The following is a 16,297-nucleotide window of genomic DNA, read 5'->3' as shown; positions in this document are numbered from 1 at the left end:
CGTGTTTGATAGGACTCGTGAACGCTGATCATCCCGGTCGCTCCCATCTCGTGGACCAGGCGCAGCGCGCGCTGGTCGCCATCAGGGCCGGAACGGACACCGACGCGCTGACACAGGTCGATGCGGAGTGCACCCGCGATCTGGTGACGCTGCTCTTCGCCGAGTGCAGCGCCATGGTCGCCGCCCTGGGCGACGGTGGCGCCACTCCCGTGCGGGTCCAGGTGTTCGACGAGGCAGGCACCGAGGTGTCGATCGACGCCGCCGACCCGCCGATCCGCACCGCCGTGCGCACGCTGCTCGCCGAGGTGCACGGCAAACCGGCCGACGCCAAGGAGCAGGTGGAGATCGCCCTGGCCAACGCCGCACCCGAGGAGATCAGTAGCCTCGTCCTGCAGGCTCTGCGCTGGACCAGCAGGCTCGCCGACGAATGCCTCGACCGCGACATCGAGATCGCCCCCTGGATCGTCGACGCCCTGCGCCGGTAGGCAGGCAGGCGTGGGAGCTCAACGTGACGTCCGGCGCCGTAGACGGAGTGAACGGCACGTTCATTCACCATTGATCCAGATCAGATACCACGGCAGTCCCTCGCACGGCGTCCCGTCCTGGGCCACCGGAATCCGGCTGCTACGGCGCAGCCGCTCCGGAACCAGCGCACCCGCGATCGCGTCGACGGTATTGGAGGTGATCACCCGGCCCGTCGCGTTGACCAGCAGGCACACCGGAGCCACCGCGTCGAGTAGCGGCAACATCATCGCCTCGAGATCCGAGGTGCGAACGTCCGCGGCGGCCACGCCGAGGAAGCGCTCCGCGCTCCGGATCGGGCAGGAGAACGTCAGGATGTACTCGTCGGTACCCGCGTAGTCGACATACGGCCCCACCACCACGCGCTGCCCGGTGCGCCGTGGTTTGTCGAACCAGGTCGTCGACGTGTACTCGTAGCCACCGATGTGGTGTGGGTCGAGATCGACGGTCAGTGGCCGCGGTGCCGCCGAACCCCGTGGCGTGCGCCACCATTCGAGCCAGCGGGGGCGGTCGGCCAGCGAACCCGGCGCCGCGATGACCCCGGTCCCGGAGATCACCGGCACACCGCTGGCCAGGTGCTGGAACACGGTGGGCCGGATCGAGGCCAAGTCCGCGGTACCTGGCAGCCGCCCTTCGCCTGCGGCGCGCTCATGCACCTCCACGGTGAGCCTCCGCAGCGCGTCGACCCCGGCGAACACCGCATCGATCACCGAGCTCACCCGCTCGACGGTGTCTCGCTGATCGACAGGCTGAACGTTGCCCACGACTACCCCGCTGGTTGCTCACGCTACGAACCCGACCCGGAACTGTGATCTCTGTCACCACATACGTATCCCTCACAGGGTAGCGGTCAACGCTTGGCAAGCTGAAGGTGAAAGTGGATAAGTCGCGCGATCGCCTGCTCGATGTGGTGCTCGGTGCACTCCCGTGCCCGCTTGCCGTCGCCGCTGGCGATCGCCGCGAGGATCTCCTTGTGCTGCGCGACCACCTCCTCGCGCTGCACGGCCTCGCCGAACGGGAGCCAGAGCAGCTCGCCGATCTCACCTTGCAGATCGATCTCCTGCCGCGTCAGCCGGGTCGACTGCGCTGCGGCGGCGATCTCGATGTGGAACCGGCCGTCCGCTCGCCTGCGGTCACCGACGGACCCGGCATCGGCGAGCTCGCTGATCAGCGCCTCCAGCCGTGTCAGGTGATCGGCCGAGGCGCGCTCGGCTGCCAGTCGCGCGGCGGTGCCTGCGATGGCGACGTGGTGGTCGCCAATCTCGCGTAGCTCGTGCACGCCGTACTCGCGCAGCATCCGGCGAAGCCTGGCGATGGAGGCATCAGCTGGGGCCCGCACGAAGCTGCCGCCACCGCGCCCCCGCCGGGTTTCCACCAATCCTTGCTGCCGCAGCGAGGACAGCGCCTCGCGCAGCGTCACCGTTGAGACGTTCAGCGCCACCGCGAGTTCGGATTCGCTCGGCAGCTGCTCGCCGTCTGCGAGGAGGCCCAGCGCGATGGCCTCGCTGATCCGGCGAGCGACGACGTCCACCCTGGCGCCCCCGGCAACCGGCGCGAAGATCACGTGCCGCCCGGGACCGGTGGTGGCGCTGCTGTCGTTCACCCGAACAATCCCTTGCCTCTTGAGATATAAAACCATATGTTTAATGTTGTGACGTAGATTACATCACCGGCCACCATCCCGCTGCCGCACGAGGCGGTGCCCAGCGCGCAGCCCCCACCGTCCTGGAGGCAGACCATGACCGAGGTCCCGCAACGGGATAACGGACCCACCACCGAACCGGCTCATCAGGAGGGAAATGGACACTCCCCAGTCACCCTCGAGTTCCTCTCCGAGTGGCGCAACGCTGCGTACAACTGCTTCTCCTCAGGCCACAAGTTCTGCCGTGAAGTCTGTCCAGTGATGCAGGTGACGCGCAACGAGAACCATACCCCTACCGCCTTCCACGCCAACGTCGTGGCGATGGAACAGGGCAACCTCACGATCTCCGACGTCGCCGAGGACTACGTGCACTGCACCCAGTGCGGGGCCTGCGAGCTGCGCTGCCCGAACACGCTGTTTACCGGCGACTTCTACCGGTTCCGCGTGCGCACCGTCGACCTGGTCAAGCAGATGCGAGCGCTCGCGGTGGACAACGGCGTGCAGCAGCCCGGCTACCATCGCTGGAACGAGCTCACCGACGAGCGCAGCCACGAACCGGTGCTCGGCGAGGTCCCGGTCAGCCAGGAGCACGTGCGTGACTGGGCCGAGGGACTGAACCTGCCCATCGGCGGCGAGACCATCCTGTTCGTCGATTGCGAGGCAGCCTTCTACCGCACCTCAGTGCCGCGCGCGGTCGCACAGCTGCTGCAGCGCGCTGATTACGAGTTCGGTCTGATGACCGAACAGTGGTGCTGCGGCGGACCGGCCGCGGAGATGGGCTACCGGGAGCAGGCACGGCGGTTCGCCGAGCACAACCTCGCCGACTGGCGCGCCGCAGGGGTGCGGCGGGTGCTGGTGCTGGACCCGCACGACTACATCACCTTCACCGAAGACTACCCGGCATTCTTCGGTGAGGACTTCGACATCGAGGTCGTGCTGGTGATCGAGCTGCTGGCCGAGCTGATCGCCGAGGGGACGCTCACCCCCTCGGTACCGGTTGAGCGCACCGTGACCTACCACGACCCATGCCGGCTGAACAAGCGCAAGGGGATCTGGCAAGAGCCGCGCCAGATCCTGCGCGCGATCCCGGGGCTGACCTTCCACGATGTCGACCGGGTGACGCAGTGGTCCTACTGCTCCGGCGCGGGCGGCGGGTTGCCGATCGAGCGCCCCGATATCGCCGCCAAGATCAGCCAGAACCGCCTCGACAAGGCCGCAGCGCTCGAGGTGGACACGCTGGTGTCGGCGTGCCCGTGGTCTGAGCGACCGCTGTCCGAGGCAGGGCAGGAACGCTCGATCGACGTGGTCGACATCCACGAGTTGCTCGCCGAGTCGCTCGGCATCGAGGTCGGCGGGAGGACGCACTCATGACCATCGCCCCCGAACTGCCGGACCGCGTGCTGTCCGAACTGGTCGACGCCATCGGCGCGGAATCCGTGCTGACATCGAGAACTGCCCGCTACAACCGGTGCCGGGTTCCTGCTCCGTTCCCGGTTCACCGGTGGTCCGAACGCGTCCCCGGCCTGGTGGTGACCCCGCGCAGCACCGAGGAGGTCGCCGCGGTGGTGCGGATCGCGAACGCGCACCGCGTCCCGGTCGTACCGCGGGACGGCGGCACGGGGCTGACCGACGGCGCCGTCCCGGAGCGGGGCGGCATCGTCATCGACGTCAAGCGGATGAACGACGTCAAGGAGATCGACACCGACAACCGCACCTGCACCGTTGGCGCAGGCATCAACATGCTCAAACTCAACGAGGTGCTGGCGCCGTACGGGCTGCTGTACCCGGACGATCCGGCGTCGTACCCGTGCTCGCTGGTCGGCGGGCGCATCGGCACCAGCGGCTGGTCGCTGATCGGTTCCCGCTACGGGCACACCCGTGACCTGGTGCTCAGCTTCACGTTCGTGCTGCCGACCGGCAAGATCATCCGGCTCGGCGATGGCGGCGGGCCGAAGGTGTCGAAGAGCTCGACCGGGTTCCACCTCAAGCAGCTGTTCATGGGCCACCAGGGCACGCTCGGCATCGCCACAGAGGCCACGCTGAAGCTGTTCCCGAAGCCGGAGGCGGAGCTCTCACCGTTCTGGGCGTTTCCCGATTACGACTCCGCCCACCGCGCGGTACGGCAAGCGGCTCACGCCGGGGTCGCCACCTTCGCCGGCGCGGTGCTGTTCGACGAGTGGAAGGTCGACTACCTGCGCCGGGACGACGAGGCCTACATCCCGCAACCTGCGGACGTGCGGGCGCTGGTGTGCACCGTGGCCTACGGCAACGCCGACGAGGTGCGCGCCGGTGGCAAGCGGCTGATGCGGATCGTGCGCGACGCAGGCGGCCGATACCTCGGCGACGAGATCTCGCACGGCGACTGGGCGGCGCGGCATGACCGTTACGCCACCCCGCTGCACGGCCGGGTGCGCTCCGGGCAGGTGGTGCCGATGAGCTGGCACTGCGAGGACGCCGCGATCAACTGGACGGAGCTGCCGCAGGTGCGGCTGGAGTGGCACCGCATCATCGACGACCTGCGGGAGCGGTTCGACATGTTCGACGACTGGGGGATCTTCGCCTACACCAGCGCCGCCACCGGTGTGGACTACCTGACCGAGATCGATGTCGGCATCTGGGAGCAGGAACTCGACGACGAGTCGTGGGCGGCCTGGGTGAAGGCCAAGCGCGACATCGCCGAGGTAGCTGTGCGCTATGGCGGGTCGATCAGCGCCTGCCACGGTGCCTGCCGTGAAGGCGAGGTCGACCTGGTGCCGGTCGAGCTCGGCGACGCCTTCGACGTGATGCTCGACGTCAAGCGGGCTGTAGACCCCAACAACATCATGAATCCCGGCAAGTACTTGCTGGACCGGGCGTACGGGACGAGGTGATGGACGTGGCCGGCTACCGCTACCAGGAGCAGCACAGCCCACCGCCGGCACGGCAGGTGAGCGATGTGGCCGTGGAACGCTTCGAGCACATCTTCGAGGTGGATCCGAGGTTGATGAGCGTCCACGTCGCCCAGCAGCTGTTCCCCAACTGGGACACGCTGCGGATCGCGGCCTCGCGCACCGATCACCTCGAGTGGATGCACCGGCACTGGACCTACGAGGTCATCTCGGGTCAGGAACTGCTCGACGAGCTCGACGCCGGGCAACCCGGCTGAGGACACCCACGACCACGGGAGGGGCGATGGCCTCCACGACGACCACGACAACGCGGACGGTACGCAACTTCGTCGGCGGCGAGCACGTCGACGCGGCCAGCGGCAAGACGGCAGACCTGATCAGCCCGGTCACCGGCGAGCCGTTCGGCACCGCACCGGTATCCGGCCAGGAGGATGTCGACAAGGCACTGACCACCGCGCGAGCTGCGTTCGAGACGTGGCGGGAGACCACCCCGGCCGAGCGCCAGCTCGCACTGAACCGGCTCGCCGATGCGATCGAATCGCGCCAGGACGAGCTGTTGAGCCTGGAATGCGAGAACACCGGCAAGCCACTGGAGCTCACCCGCCAGGAGGAGCTGCCGATGCTGCTCGAGCAGCTGCGGTTCTTCGCGGGGGCTGCCAGGGTGCTGGAGGGCCGGGCGGCAGGCGAGTACATGGCGGGGCTGACCTCGTGGGTGCGCCGCGAGCCGGTCGGGGTATGCGCACAGGTCACCCCGTGGAACTACCCGGCGTTGATGGCGCTGTGGAAGTTCGCTCCCGCGCTGGCGGCGGGCAACACGGTGGTGCTCAAGCCGTCCGATACCACGCCGGTGTCCACGGTGTTCATGGCCGAGCTGGCCGCGGAGTTCCTGCCGCCCGGGGTGTTCAATGTGATCTGTGGTGACCGCGACACCGGCGCGGCGTTGCTCTCGCACCGCATACCCGACATGGCCTCGATCACCGGCAGCGTGCGGGCCGGTCGGGAGGTCGCGCGCGCCGCGGCAGAGGACCTCAAGCGGGTGCACCTGGAACTCGGCGGGAAGGCCCCGGTGATCGTGTTCGACGACGCCGATCTCGCTGACGCGGCCGAGGGGATCGCGGCGGCGGGCTTCTTCAACGCCGGGCAAGATTGCACCGCGGCGAGCCGGGTACTCGCCGGCCCACGCGTGCACGACGACCTCGTCGCGGCGCTGACCGAGCAGGCCGCGGGAACGTCTACCGGTGCGGAGCCCGATGTGGACTACGGTCCGCTGAACAACGCCGACCAGCTGGCGAAGGTCGCAGGTTTCATCGACCGGCTCCCCGACCACGCGAGGCTGCACCACGGTGGCGGGCGCGTCGGTGATCGCGGCTACTTCTACGGCCCGACGGTGATTTCCGGGCTGCAGCAGCACGACGAGGCGGTGCAGCAGGAGATCTTCGGCCCCGTCATCAGCGTGCAACGGTTCACCGACGAGGACGAGGCGCTGCGATGGGCGAACGACGTCGAGTACGGCCTGGCGTCGTCGGTGTGGACCACCGATCACGGCCGGGCGTTGCGGATGTCGAAGGGGCTCGACTTCGGCTGCGTGTGGATCAACACGCACATCCCCCTGGTAGGTGAGATGCCGCACGGCGGGTTCAAGCATTCCGGCTACGGCAAGGACCTGTCGATGTACGGGCTGGAGGACTACACCCGAGTCAAGCATGTCATGTCCAATTTAGAATCATAGCGAGAACACTGAAGGTGAGCAGCCATGAAGTTCAGTTACGTGATGCTGCCCGATTACCCGCTCGACGAGACGATCGAATCGATCAAACTCGCCGACAGGCTCGGGTACTACGCCTGCTACGCCGCCGACGAGACCTGGCACAAGGATCTGTGGCTGCTCTTCGCGGCAGCGGCCCGCGAGACCACGGACATCCGCTTCGGGCCGAGCCTGTCGCCGATCACGTTGCGCGAGCCCACACTGATCGCCCAAGCCACCGCGACCCTGGACGAGCTGACCGGCGGCCGCGCCGAGTGCGTGCTCGGTTCGGGCAATTTCGGCTTGTTGGCCCAGTACGGCATCAATTGGGCCAAGACCAAACCGCTGAGCAGGTTGAAGGAAGCGCACCACGTGGTGCGGACCATGCTCGACAACGGTGCGATCACCTATGACGGCGAGTTCTTCACCTACAGCGGCCTGTTCAGCTTCGCCCGCCCGGTTCAGCAGCGGGTACCGGTGAAGCTGGGCGCCATGCGCGGGCCGAAGTCCTTCCAGGTGGCCGGGGAGATCAGCGACGGCGTACATCACGCGCTCAGCTACACCAAGCAGGCCTACCAGTACATGGTGGACAACGTGCGCGCCGGTGCCGAGCGCGCCGGTCGCGACGCCGACTCGCTGGACCTCGGTGCGTGGATCGTGTTCGCCACGGGACCCGACTCGCAGGCGGCGAAGGACGCCGCGAGGGCGATGGTGGGCCTCTACGCCTCGGCCATGCCGGTCGAGCAGCTCGAGCGCAACAATGTGAACCCCAGCGAGCTGGTGGACATCGTCACCGCCGTCGGGCAGGGCGAGATCGCCAGGGCCTTCGAGCTCACCCCGCCGGAGCTGGCCGACCGGCTCTCGGTGGCTGGCACACCGGAGGAGTGCGCCGACAAGATCAGGTCAGAGATCATCTCGACCGGGGTCAACCACCTGATCCTGGCGATCACCGACACCGCCCTGGTCAAGGCGTTCTCCGGGATGGAGCTGCCCGGCGTGCTGACCATGAGCGAGCAGCTGCAGCTGATCCACGACCAGGTGATGCCGGCCTTCGAGGCGCAACCAGCCTGAAGTGCCGGTCAGCGCACCCGGGCGAGCACCGCACGTTCCGCATCGGTGATCGCCCGCGAGCCGAACGTGGCGTCCGTTCCGTCTACGGCGCTGAACGTCACGTTCAGCCCCACCCCCCACCCCAGCCGGGTGCGCCGTCAGCTCAGCCGGGTGAGTTCGGCACGTTCGGCGGGGGTGATGGCCCGCGAGATGCCCGCGACGGGGTCGAAGGCGACCAGCACCGAGGTGGCGCGGCAGTAGCTCGTCGTCTCGTCGCGCACCTCGTGTTGCAGGGTGAACGACGACTCCCCGATCCGCTGCACGGTCGAGGTGACCTCCACTTGCCCCGGCCGGTACACCAGCGGGGTGAGGTAGGTGATGGTGTGGTCGGCGACGACGAGCTTCTCGCTGAGGTCCCCCGACTGGCCGAGACCGGCGAGCATCTCCTGGCGGGCTTCGTCGATGTAGGTCAGGTAGACGACGTTGTTGACATGCCCGTAGGCGTCCATGTCGGCGCGGCGCAGCTGGATCCGGTGGCGGTGCGGTGCCGCCCCAGCCGCCTCGGCCGCTACCGCGTCGTCGCCGCGGGGCCGCGCGGCCCGTGCGTGGCCGGTGGCCTGCTCACCGGCACCGGGGTGACCGAGCTCGCCCAGCGCGGCCCGCTCCCGCTCGGACAGCCTGCGTGGCCGCCCCTCGGTGAGGTCGTAGGCCACGATGGTGGCCGTGGAGTGCGCGTAGTGCGCCTCGCCATCGACGATGTCGTGCACGAGATCGTAGGAGGAGTTGCCGATGCGGGACACCCAGCCGTCGATGCGTACCGGGTCGGGCCGGTAGGCCAGCGGGCGCCGGTAGTCGATCCGCAACTGCGCCACGACGGCACCGGTCACCAGCGACTCCGCCCCCAGCTTGCCCGCGCACACGCCGAGCATGTCGATGCGCGCTTCCTCGAGGTACCGGAGGAACGCCACGTTGTGCACGTGTCCCGCCGCGTCCATATCGGACCACCGCAGCGGGCAGTGGAACACGTGCGGCGCCTCGGTCCCGTCCGTCGTCACGCCAGTCACCATCGATCCCCTCCCGGATATGCCGTCCGTGGCGAGTATCGCGCGGAGCCCTCCGGGATACCGATGGTCTGTGAGCATGCCCACCGGTGAGCCGTCTCGCGGCCCGGTCAGTCACCCCGCTCACCGAGCGCGAACCGGTTGCCCTCCCCGTCGGCGAACATCGCCCACCAGCCCCACGGCTGCCGGGTCGGCGGCGCGGGGAAGTCCACGCCGAGCTCCGACAGTTCCCGGTAGGTCCGCTCGATGTCGTCGGCGTAGAAGAACACGTTGGAGGTCGGCAGCTCCTCACGGGCCGCGGGACGTGGCCGGTCCTCCGGGGCGGCACTGAGCACCAGTTCGGTCGCGCCGTCCGGGGAGGTGACCTCGATCCACCGGCGCCCCTCGTCGTCGTACGGCATGTCGACCTTCATCCGGAACCCGAGCGTGCCCGTCCAGAACGCGACGGCCCGGTCCTGGTCGGCCACGCCGATGACCACCTTGCTGACCCCGTTGATCGCCATGCCGCTTCTCCTATCGAATCCGGATATATCCACACCGGATATATCTAGCGCGGAGTGTACGCTCGGGGCATGGGAACCCGCAACGCCCCGCCCGTGACACCGGCGGCGTTCCAGGTCCTGCTCGCCCTCGCGAGCGGGCAAGCACACGGGTACCGCATCATGGGCTTCATTAGTGAGCTCACCGGTGGCTCGGTGCAGATCGGGCCGGGCACGCTGTACCGCACACTCGGCAGGCTGGTCGCCGATGGGCTCGTCGAACAGGCGCCGGGGCCCGAGGACCCCGGCGACGCCCCGCACGACGCGCGCCGCCGCTACTACCGCCTCACCGAGCAGGGCTGGCAGGTGGCACGCCGCGAGGCCGCGCTGCACGCGCGGCTAGCGCAGGCCGCCGCGGACGCCGGGCTCCTCGACGGCACCGGGCAGTGGAAGGACCGCTCCGCATGAACCCACCGGCACGCCCCCTCGGCCTCACGCCACACCTCTTCGTCGGTGACATCGCCGCGGCGCTGGAGTTCTACCGCGCCGCCTTCGGCGCGGTAGAGCTGTTCCGCAACAGGCTGCCCGACGGCACGGTGCTGTTCGTCGAGCTCGCCGCAGGCGATGCCCGCCTGATGATCAGCGAGGAGATCCCGGAACTGGACGCGCTGTCGGCGACCACGCTCGGCGGCGCCCCGATGCTGCTGACCCTGGAGACCGAGGACCCGGACGACCTCGCGCGCCGCGCGGTGTTCGCGGGCGCGACCGTGGAAAGCCCCGTGCAGGAGATGTTCTTCGGGGAGCGGTACGGGCGCGTCGTCGACCCGTTCGGCTACCGGTGGGCGCTGGCCACCAAACGCGAGCAACTCACCCCCGACGAGATCCAGGCGCGCGCGCCACGGGAGGTGTAGCCGGTGTTCTCGGTGCGAAGCGTGGTCAACCGCGTCGGGCCAACACTGCTGCACGCCATCACCCTGCCGGACGAGGACCGCCCGGTGGGGGATGTGGTGATCGCCGAGAGCGCCCCGCACACCAGGGTGGCCGCGGGCGACCTGGTGCTGGCGGTGCTGGGCGACGCGGTGGACGAGGCCGTCCAGCTGATCCACGCGTGCGGCGACCACGACGCGGCCGCGGTGCTGTGCAAGCCACGGCTGGCCCAGGACGCCGAGGTGCGCAAGGCGGTGCGGGCCGCAGGGATCGGGCTGATCGAGGTGCACACCGACACCTCGTGGGCCCAGCTGGTGTGGCTGCTGCGCACCGTGCTCGACGCCATCGCTGACGAGGTCGACGCGGGCGAGGACCACCAGCCGGAGGCGGCGGACCTGTTCAGGCTGGCCGACGCGGCGGCCTCGGTGGTGGACGCACCGGTCACCATCGAGGACATCAACTCGCGGGTGCTGGCCTACTCGGCGCGGCAGGACCTGACCGACCCCGCGCGGGTGTCGACGATCATGGGGCGCCGCATCCCGGACGACGTGCTGGCCCGGTTCCGCTCCCGCGGGGTGTTCCGGGAACTGTCGAGGGGCAGGCAGACCATTTACGTGCCCGAACAGAAGGACGGCACGCTGCCCAGGCTGATCGTGCCGATCCGGATGGGCGGCGAGCTGCTCGGCTCCATGTGGGCGGTGGTCGACGGGCCGGTCTCCGAGGAGCGCGCGGCGGCCTTCGCCGACGCCGCACCTGTGGTCGCGGTGCACCTGCTGCGCAGGCGCGCCCACGCCAACACCCAGCGGCACGCCAACGCCGAACTGCTGCGGGCGGTGCTGGAGGGCAGGGCCAGCCCGCGCCGGGCGCTGGCCGAACTGGGGCTGGCCGAGGTGGACCACCGCGTGGTGGCGGTGGCCACCGGCGGCAGCCACGAGGACGCCGACCGGGAGCTCGACGCCGAAGGGCTGCGGCTGGCGCTGCTGGAGCGGCTGTCCTCGGGGATCGGCAACCAGAGTAGGGCGACCGAGTTCGGCGGGCTGCTGTACCTGGTAGTGCCCGACACCGGCGGCGCGGGTGGCTGGGCGGCGCTGCGGGAGGAGCTGGCCGCCGAGCCCGGCTGCGCGCAAGGGTGGCTGCACGCGGCGGCGGGCACCGCGGCAGCGGTCGGCGAGCTGGCGCGCTCGCGAGCCGAGGCCGAGGAAGCGCTCGGCCTGGTACGGGCCGGGCTGGTCGCCGACGCGGTGACCGGTTTCGAGGACGTGTGGACCGCGCTGGCGCTGCACCGCGCCGGTACCGCCACGGCAGGCACGGGGGCGGTGGCGCTTGGCCCGCTGCAGGTGCTGCGCGAACACGACGCGAGCAGGAACACCGACTACGTCGACACCCTCTACGCCTGGCTGCGCCACCAGGGCGATCCCCGCGCCGCCGCCCGCGACCTGAGCATCCACCCGAACACCCTGCGATACCGGATGCGCAAACTACTGGCCCTGACGGAGCTGGACCTCGCCGACGCCGACACCCGGCTGGCGCTGCTGGTGCAGCTGATCACGCTGCGCTGGTCCTGATCACCATCCCGGGGACCGTATTGTTCCGTCACAACCACCGATCACGGTGAACATTGTCGAGGCAACACGATGACACGGGGCCTGGGCAGGTTCATCGTGGTGTCAAGTACACCACGGAACGAACTTGGGAGATCGTTGTGCGCATCGCCGTTCCCCGCGAGACGAAGAAGCACGAGTACCGGGTCGCGCTGACCCCGGCCGGGGTCCGCGAGCTGACCGAACGCGGTCACGAGGTGTTCGTCCAGTGCGAGGCCGGGCTCGGCTCGTCCATCGCCGACGACGAGTACCTGGCAGCAGGGGCCAAGGTCCTGGCCACCGCGGAAGAGACCTGGTCGGTGGGCGAGCTGGTCCTGAAGGTGAAGGAACCGATCGCCGACGAGTACCCCCTGCTGCGCAGCGACCAGGTGCTGTTCACCTACCTGCACCTCGCCGCCGACCGCGCGCTGACGGAGCGGCTGCTCGACGCGGGCACCACCGCGATCGCCTACGAGACGGTGCAGCTACCGTCCGGGGCATTGCCGCTGCTCGCCCCGATGTCGGAGGTGGCTGGCAGGCTCGCCCCGCAGGTCGGGGCGCACGCCCTGATGCGGCCCAGCGGCGGGCGCGGCATCCTGCCCGGCGGGATCCCCGGCGTGCACCCGGCCCGGGTCGTGGTCATCGGCGGCGGCGTGGCGGGCCTCAACGCCGCCCGCATGGCGCTGGGACTCGGTGCCGACGTGGAGATCCTGGACACCAACGTGGATAAGCTCCGCGAGATCGACCACGAGTTCGGCGGCCGCATCCGCACCGTGACCTCCAACTCGCTGGCGCTGGAGCAGGCCGCGCTGGAAGCCGACATGGTGGTCGGCGCGGTCCTGGTACCTGGCGCGAAGGCACCGAAGTTGATCAGCAACGAGCTGGTCGAGCGGATGAAGCCGGGCAGCGTGCTCGTCGACATCTCCATCGACCAGGGCGGCTGCTTCGCCGACTCCCGACCGACCACCCACGACGAGCCCACCTACCGGGTGCACAACTCGGTGTTCTACTGCGTGGCGAACATGCCAGGCGCCGTACCGCGCACCTCCACCTACGGGCTGACCAACGTGACCCTGCCGTACGTCATCCAGATCGCCGAGCACGGCTGGCACACCGCGTGCCGCGCCGACGCCAACCTCGCCAAAGGCCTCAACACCCACCAGGGCGCGCTGGTCAACGAACCCGTCGCCACCGCGCACGCACTGACCTACACCCCGTTGGAGGACGCGCTGCACTGAGACCGGTGACCCCGGGGGCCTCCCCTCCCCCGGGGATATCCGGCTACCGGACCAATACCCGGTACTCCCAGGCGTCCAACTCGAAGCTGTGCTCGGCTCCGAGTTGGAACGGCTCACCCGCGAAGTAGTCCTCGTAGTATCCGGCGGCGTCGGCGGCCCGCACGGTCGACGAGGAGGCCTCGCCGGACAGGTTCATCACCACCACGACCCGGTTGTCGCCCTTCTCCCGCTGGAACGCCAGCGTGTCCGGGTCCGAGGCGGGCAGGAACTCCGCCGGTCCGCCGTCGATGCCGTTCCACAGCGCCTCGTTGCCCTTCTTCAGGTCGACCAGCTGCTCGTAGAAGTCCTGCATCGACAGGTCGTCCCAGGAGATCTCGTCCTTCTCGAAGAACTCGAGGCGGTGGTCGAGCCCCGCTTCCTGCCCCGAGTAGATCAGTGGCATCCCCGGCAACGCGAACGTCAGCACCGCCATGGTGTGCTCGGCCTCACCGAACAGTTCCCTGGTCGTGCCGTTCCACGAGTTCTCGTCGTGGTTGCTGGTGAACGTCATCGGGTAGCCACCCTTCGGGTAGGTGTCCTGCATCCAGTCGACGTACTCCCGCACGTCGCCCGCGCTGGCCTCACCGCCTGCCACCTGCGTCATGGTGTGGAACAGCCACCACGCGTAGTTCGCGTGGTAGTCGCGCTTGAGCAGGTGGGTCTTCTGCTCGTCCTCGGCCAGCATGAACACCGGCTTGATCCGGTCGAGCGCCTTGCGCGCCTGCCGCGAGAAGTCGTCCGGCACCCCGCCGACGAAGTCCACCCGGTAGCCGTCGATGTCGAACTCCCGAACCCAGTAGCGCATGGCGTCGATCAGCGCCGCGCGCAGTTCGCGGTTGTCCCAGTCCACCTGGGCGACGTCGGTCCAGTCGGTACCCGGCGGGTGGACGATCTCGCCGGCCTCGTCCTGCATGTACCAGTCAGGGTTCTCCGCCACCCACGGGTGGTCCCACGCCGTGTGGTTGGGCACGAAGTCCATCATGACCTTGAAACCCCTGTCCTTGGCCTGCTCGACGAGGTCACCGAAGTCTTCCTTGGTACCGAATTCGGGGTTGACGCCCCGGTAGTCCCGCACCGAGTAGTACGACCCCAGCGTGCCCTTGCGGTTCTCCTCCCCGATGGGATGGATCGGCATGAACCACAGGATGTCCACACCGAGCTCCTCCAACCGGGGCAGGTGCTCGGCGAAGGCCTCGAACGTGCCTTCCTCGGTGTACTGCCGGACGTTCACCTCGTAGATCACCGCGTCCTTCGACCACGCCCGCACCTGGTGATCGTTGGCTCGCGAACGTTCCAGCGCGGGACTGTCCGAATCGGGCGCTCCAAGGGATCCCGCAGGCGCCAGCAACATCACCAGCAGCGTCGCCAGCAGCGCTGCCAGCGCCGCGGCGATCGATCGTCGTCGTGTCGACATCATCCACCACCCTTCGTCATCATCTCCATCCGAAGCCATACGGCGGTATCCGCAGGCAGGTGCCCCTCACGCACCGGCGCGCTGGAGAGCAACACCTCGGCGCCGGGCGGCAGCGGGAACGACTCACCGCCGAAGTTGAGCGCGCAGGCCACATCGCCGCCACGCGCGAAGAACAACACGTCCCTTGGCGCATCCATCCAGCGGAACTCGTCGCCGGTGAAGCCGGGGATCCCTCGCCGCAGCCGCAGCGCCGCGCGGTGCAGCTCCAGGGTGGAGTTCGCATCACCCAGCTGCTCGGACACGGCGTACTTGGCGAACCACTCCGGTTGCGGCAGCCACGGCTCGGCCGCCGCAGGCGGGGAGAACCCGAAGCTGGGCGCCTCCGCGGTCCACGGCAGCGGAACCCGGCAGCCGTCCCTGCCCGGATCCGCCCCGCCGGTGCGGATCCAGCCGGGGTCCTGCCGAGCGTGCTCAGGCAGATCCGACACCTCAGGAAGCCCCAGCTCCTCGCCCTGGTACAGGTACTGCGAGCCGGGCAGCGCCAGCAGCACCAGGGCCGCCGCCCGCGCCCGACGCTCACCGAGGACTGTGTCCACATCGCCCTTCGGCCGGATCCGTTCGACGTTCGGGTCGACACCCTCCGGCAGCTCCTCGGGACGCACGATGCCGTAGCGGGTCACCGCCCGGTGCACGTCGTGGCTGGCCAGCGTCCAGGTGATGGTGGCGCCGGTGGCGCCGATCTCGGTGAAGGCCCTGTCGATCGAGCCACGCCAGGCAACCGCGTGCCACGGCTGTTCGAGCAGGTCGAAGAAGAACGCCTGCGGCAGCTCGTCGGGGCGCAGGTAGGCGGCCAGCGCCTCCACCGTGGGCACCCACACCTCCCCGACCAGCGTCAGCTCCCGCTCGGGCGCGTAGGACTCGGTGATCCGCCGCCACCGGCGGTGGATCTCGTGCACCTCGGGCCGGTCCCAACCGAGCGTGTTGTAGCCGGTGCCGTGCCAGTCCGGCAACGCGGGATGTTTGACGAGCCCGTGTGCCACGTCGATCCGGAACCCGTCCACACCGCGGTCGAACCAGAACCGCAACACCTCGTCGAACAGCGCCACCACATCCGGGTGACGCCAGTTGAAATCCGCCTGCGTGGAGTCGAAGAAGTTCAGGTACCACTGGCCGGGACTACCGTCCGGCTCGGTCACCCGCGTCCACGCCGGACCGCCGAAGCAGGATTGCCAGTTGTTCGGCGGCAGTTCGCCGCGCTCGCCCTTGCCGTCGCGGAACAGGAACCGCTCCCGCTCGGCCGATCCGGGACCGGCAGCCAATGCCTCGCGGAACCACGGGTGCTCGGTCGAGCAATGGTTCGGGACGAGGTCCATCAGCACCGCCAGCCCGCGCCGGTGGGCGGCGGCCACCAGCTCGTCGAACTCCGCCAGGTCCCCGTAGACCGGGTCGATGCCGGTGTAGTCGGCCACGTCGTAGCCGTGATCCACCTGCGGGGAGGGGTAGCAGGGGTTAAGCCAGATCCCGTCCACACCGAGGTCGGCGAGGTGGTCCAGCCGGGACCGCAGCCCAGCCAGGTCGCCGATGCCGTCGCCGTCGGCGTCGGCGAAGCTGCGCAGATACACCTGGTAAACGACCGCGGTACGCCACCACGGTGACCGCGTCACGCCGTCGGGCGCGCTGTGCTCCATGGACACGTGTTTCCTTCCTTGACTG

At 69.1% G+C, this 16,297-nt stretch carries 16 protein-coding genes; 10 read left to right on the top strand and 6 right to left on the bottom strand.

All coding sequences use genetic code 11. The features are described 5' to 3' along the window. Nucleotides 1–8: 8 nt before the first annotated feature. Nucleotides 9–485 carry a hypothetical protein gene (locus tag F8178_RS04300; protein ID WP_396344974.1) on the top strand — a complete coding sequence of 159 codons (477 nt, stop codon included), beginning with the start codon at nucleotides 9–11 and terminating at the stop codon, nucleotides 483–485. 60 nt (nucleotides 486–545) lie between these two features. On the opposite strand, the gene F8178_RS04295 is transcribed toward F8178_RS04300, so the two are convergent. Then, the gene (locus F8178_RS04295; protein ID WP_317493308.1) at nucleotides 546–1,241 is read right to left on the bottom strand and encodes a hypothetical protein; all 696 of its coding nucleotides are present in this window, start codon (nucleotides 1,239–1,241) and stop codon (nucleotides 546–548) included. A gap of 131 nt (nucleotides 1,242–1,372) precedes the next feature. Continuing rightward, nucleotides 1,373–2,125 (bottom strand): FCD domain-containing protein, encoded by a 753-nt coding sequence (locus F8178_RS04290; protein WP_317493307.1) that lies wholly within the window; start codon nucleotides 2,123–2,125, stop codon nucleotides 1,373–1,375. A gap of 135 nt (nucleotides 2,126–2,260) precedes the next feature. Between F8178_RS04290 and F8178_RS04285 the strand changes: the two genes are divergently transcribed. From F8178_RS04285 to F8178_RS04265, 5 genes are read left to right on the top strand one after another with little or no spacing between them, the layout of a single operon-like run. Further along, nucleotides 2,261–3,535 carry a (Fe-S)-binding protein gene (locus tag F8178_RS04285; RefSeq protein WP_317493306.1) on the top strand — a complete coding sequence of 425 codons (1,275 nt, stop codon included), beginning with the start codon at nucleotides 2,261–2,263 and terminating at the stop codon, nucleotides 3,533–3,535. Next, nucleotides 3,532–5,034 (top strand): FAD-binding oxidoreductase, encoded by a 1,503-nt coding sequence (locus F8178_RS04280; RefSeq protein ID WP_317493305.1) that lies wholly within the window; start codon nucleotides 3,532–3,534, stop codon nucleotides 5,032–5,034. The genes F8178_RS04285 and F8178_RS04280 overlap by 4 nt, the downstream gene beginning before the upstream one ends. 5 nt (nucleotides 5,035–5,039) lie before the next feature. Continuing rightward, nucleotides 5,040–5,309, top strand: coding sequence for a hypothetical protein (locus tag F8178_RS04275; protein ID WP_317493304.1), 270 nt, complete (start codon nucleotides 5,040–5,042; stop codon nucleotides 5,307–5,309). Nucleotides 5,310–5,335: 26 nt separating this feature from the next. After that, on the top strand, nucleotides 5,336–6,781 hold the full coding sequence (locus tag F8178_RS04270) for an aminobutyraldehyde dehydrogenase (RefSeq protein WP_317493303.1): 1,446 nt from the start codon (nucleotides 5,336–5,338) through the stop codon (nucleotides 6,779–6,781). Between the two features lie 24 nt (nucleotides 6,782–6,805). Beyond that, nucleotides 6,806–7,867 (top strand): LLM class flavin-dependent oxidoreductase, encoded by a 1,062-nt coding sequence (locus tag F8178_RS04265; protein WP_317493302.1) that lies wholly within the window; start codon nucleotides 6,806–6,808, stop codon nucleotides 7,865–7,867. A 137-nt stretch (nucleotides 7,868–8,004) separates the two neighbouring features. Here the strand turns inward: F8178_RS04265 and F8178_RS04260 are convergent, their stop codons facing one another. Beyond that, nucleotides 8,005–8,901, bottom strand: a complete 897-nt coding sequence (locus tag F8178_RS04260) for a thioesterase family protein (RefSeq protein ID WP_317493301.1) — start codon at nucleotides 8,899–8,901, stop codon at nucleotides 8,005–8,007. 116 nt (nucleotides 8,902–9,017) lie between these two features. Next, a complete protein-coding gene (locus F8178_RS04255) occupies nucleotides 9,018–9,410 on the bottom strand; it encodes a VOC family protein (RefSeq protein WP_317493300.1) in 393 nt (130 codons plus the stop codon). Nucleotides 9,411–9,479: 69 nt separating this feature from the next. Between F8178_RS04255 and F8178_RS04250 the strand changes: the two genes are divergently transcribed. The 4 genes from F8178_RS04250 to ald all read left to right on the top strand — a co-directional run bounded on the left by F8178_RS04250 (nucleotide 9,480) and on the right by ald (nucleotide 13,131). Continuing rightward, nucleotides 9,480–9,854, top strand: a complete 375-nt coding sequence (locus F8178_RS04250) for a PadR family transcriptional regulator (RefSeq protein ID WP_317493299.1) — start codon at nucleotides 9,480–9,482, stop codon at nucleotides 9,852–9,854. Beyond that, nucleotides 9,851–10,297, top strand: coding sequence for a VOC family protein (locus F8178_RS04245; RefSeq protein WP_317493298.1), 447 nt, complete (start codon nucleotides 9,851–9,853; stop codon nucleotides 10,295–10,297). Before F8178_RS04250 ends, F8178_RS04245 begins: the two co-directional genes overlap by 4 nt. Before the next feature lie 3 nt (nucleotides 10,298–10,300). Beyond that, nucleotides 10,301–11,878 carry a helix-turn-helix domain-containing protein gene (locus F8178_RS04240; protein ID WP_317493297.1) on the top strand — a complete coding sequence of 526 codons (1,578 nt, stop codon included), beginning with the start codon at nucleotides 10,301–10,303 and terminating at the stop codon, nucleotides 11,876–11,878. Between the two features lie 137 nt (nucleotides 11,879–12,015). Further along, nucleotides 12,016–13,131, top strand: a complete 1,116-nt coding sequence (gene ald / locus F8178_RS04235) for an alanine dehydrogenase (RefSeq protein WP_317493296.1) — start codon at nucleotides 12,016–12,018, stop codon at nucleotides 13,129–13,131. Between the two features lie 43 nt (nucleotides 13,132–13,174). On the opposite strand, the gene F8178_RS04230 is transcribed toward ald, so the two are convergent. Together F8178_RS04230 and F8178_RS04225 are read right to left on the bottom strand one after the other, a co-directional pair. Further along, the gene (locus tag F8178_RS04230) at nucleotides 13,175–14,587 is read right to left on the bottom strand and encodes an alpha-amylase family glycosyl hydrolase (protein WP_317493295.1); all 1,413 of its coding nucleotides are present in this window, start codon (nucleotides 14,585–14,587) and stop codon (nucleotides 13,175–13,177) included. Then, nucleotides 14,584–16,272, bottom strand: coding sequence for a glycoside hydrolase family 13 protein (locus tag F8178_RS04225; RefSeq protein WP_317493497.1), 1,689 nt, complete (start codon nucleotides 16,270–16,272; stop codon nucleotides 14,584–14,586). Before F8178_RS04225 ends, F8178_RS04230 begins: the two co-directional genes overlap by 4 nt. Nucleotides 16,273–16,297: the final 25 nt, after the last annotated feature.

This window comes from Haloechinothrix sp. LS1_15, from assembly GCF_033042135.1.
In the GTDB taxonomy this organism is placed as follows: Bacteria; Actinomycetota; Actinomycetes; order Mycobacteriales; family Pseudonocardiaceae; genus Haloechinothrix.
The sequence above is the reverse complement of the archived record's forward strand: the minus strand, read 5'-3'. Positions and strand labels throughout refer to the sequence as shown.

Excerpts from the sequence above, each read along its gene's own strand:
- F8178_RS04285 (WP_317493306.1), top strand. The coding sequence starts at position 2,261 with ATGACCGAGGTCCCGCAACGGGATAACGGACCCACCACCGAACCGGCT.
- F8178_RS04280 (WP_317493305.1), top strand. The coding sequence starts at position 3,532 with ATGACCATCGCCCCCGAACTGCCGGACCGCGTGCTGTCCGAACTGGTC.
- F8178_RS04270 (WP_317493303.1), top strand. The coding sequence starts at position 5,336 with ATGGCCTCCACGACGACCACGACAACGCGGACGGTACGCAACTTCGTC.
- F8178_RS04265 (WP_317493302.1), top strand. The coding sequence starts at position 6,806 with ATGAAGTTCAGTTACGTGATGCTGCCCGATTACCCGCTCGACGAGACG.
- F8178_RS04255 (WP_317493300.1), bottom strand. The coding sequence starts at position 9,410 with ATGGCGATCAACGGGGTCAGCAAGGTGGTCATCGGCGTGGCCGACCAG.
- F8178_RS04250 (WP_317493299.1), top strand. The coding sequence starts at position 9,480 with ATGGGAACCCGCAACGCCCCGCCCGTGACACCGGCGGCGTTCCAGGTC.
- F8178_RS04245 (WP_317493298.1), top strand. The coding sequence starts at position 9,851 with ATGAACCCACCGGCACGCCCCCTCGGCCTCACGCCACACCTCTTCGTC.
- F8178_RS04230 (WP_317493295.1), bottom strand. The coding sequence starts at position 14,587 with ATGATGTCGACACGACGACGATCGATCGCCGCGGCGCTGGCAGCGCTG.
- F8178_RS04225 (WP_317493497.1), bottom strand. The coding sequence starts at position 16,272 with ATGGAGCACAGCGCGCCCGACGGCGTGACGCGGTCACCGTGGTGGCGT.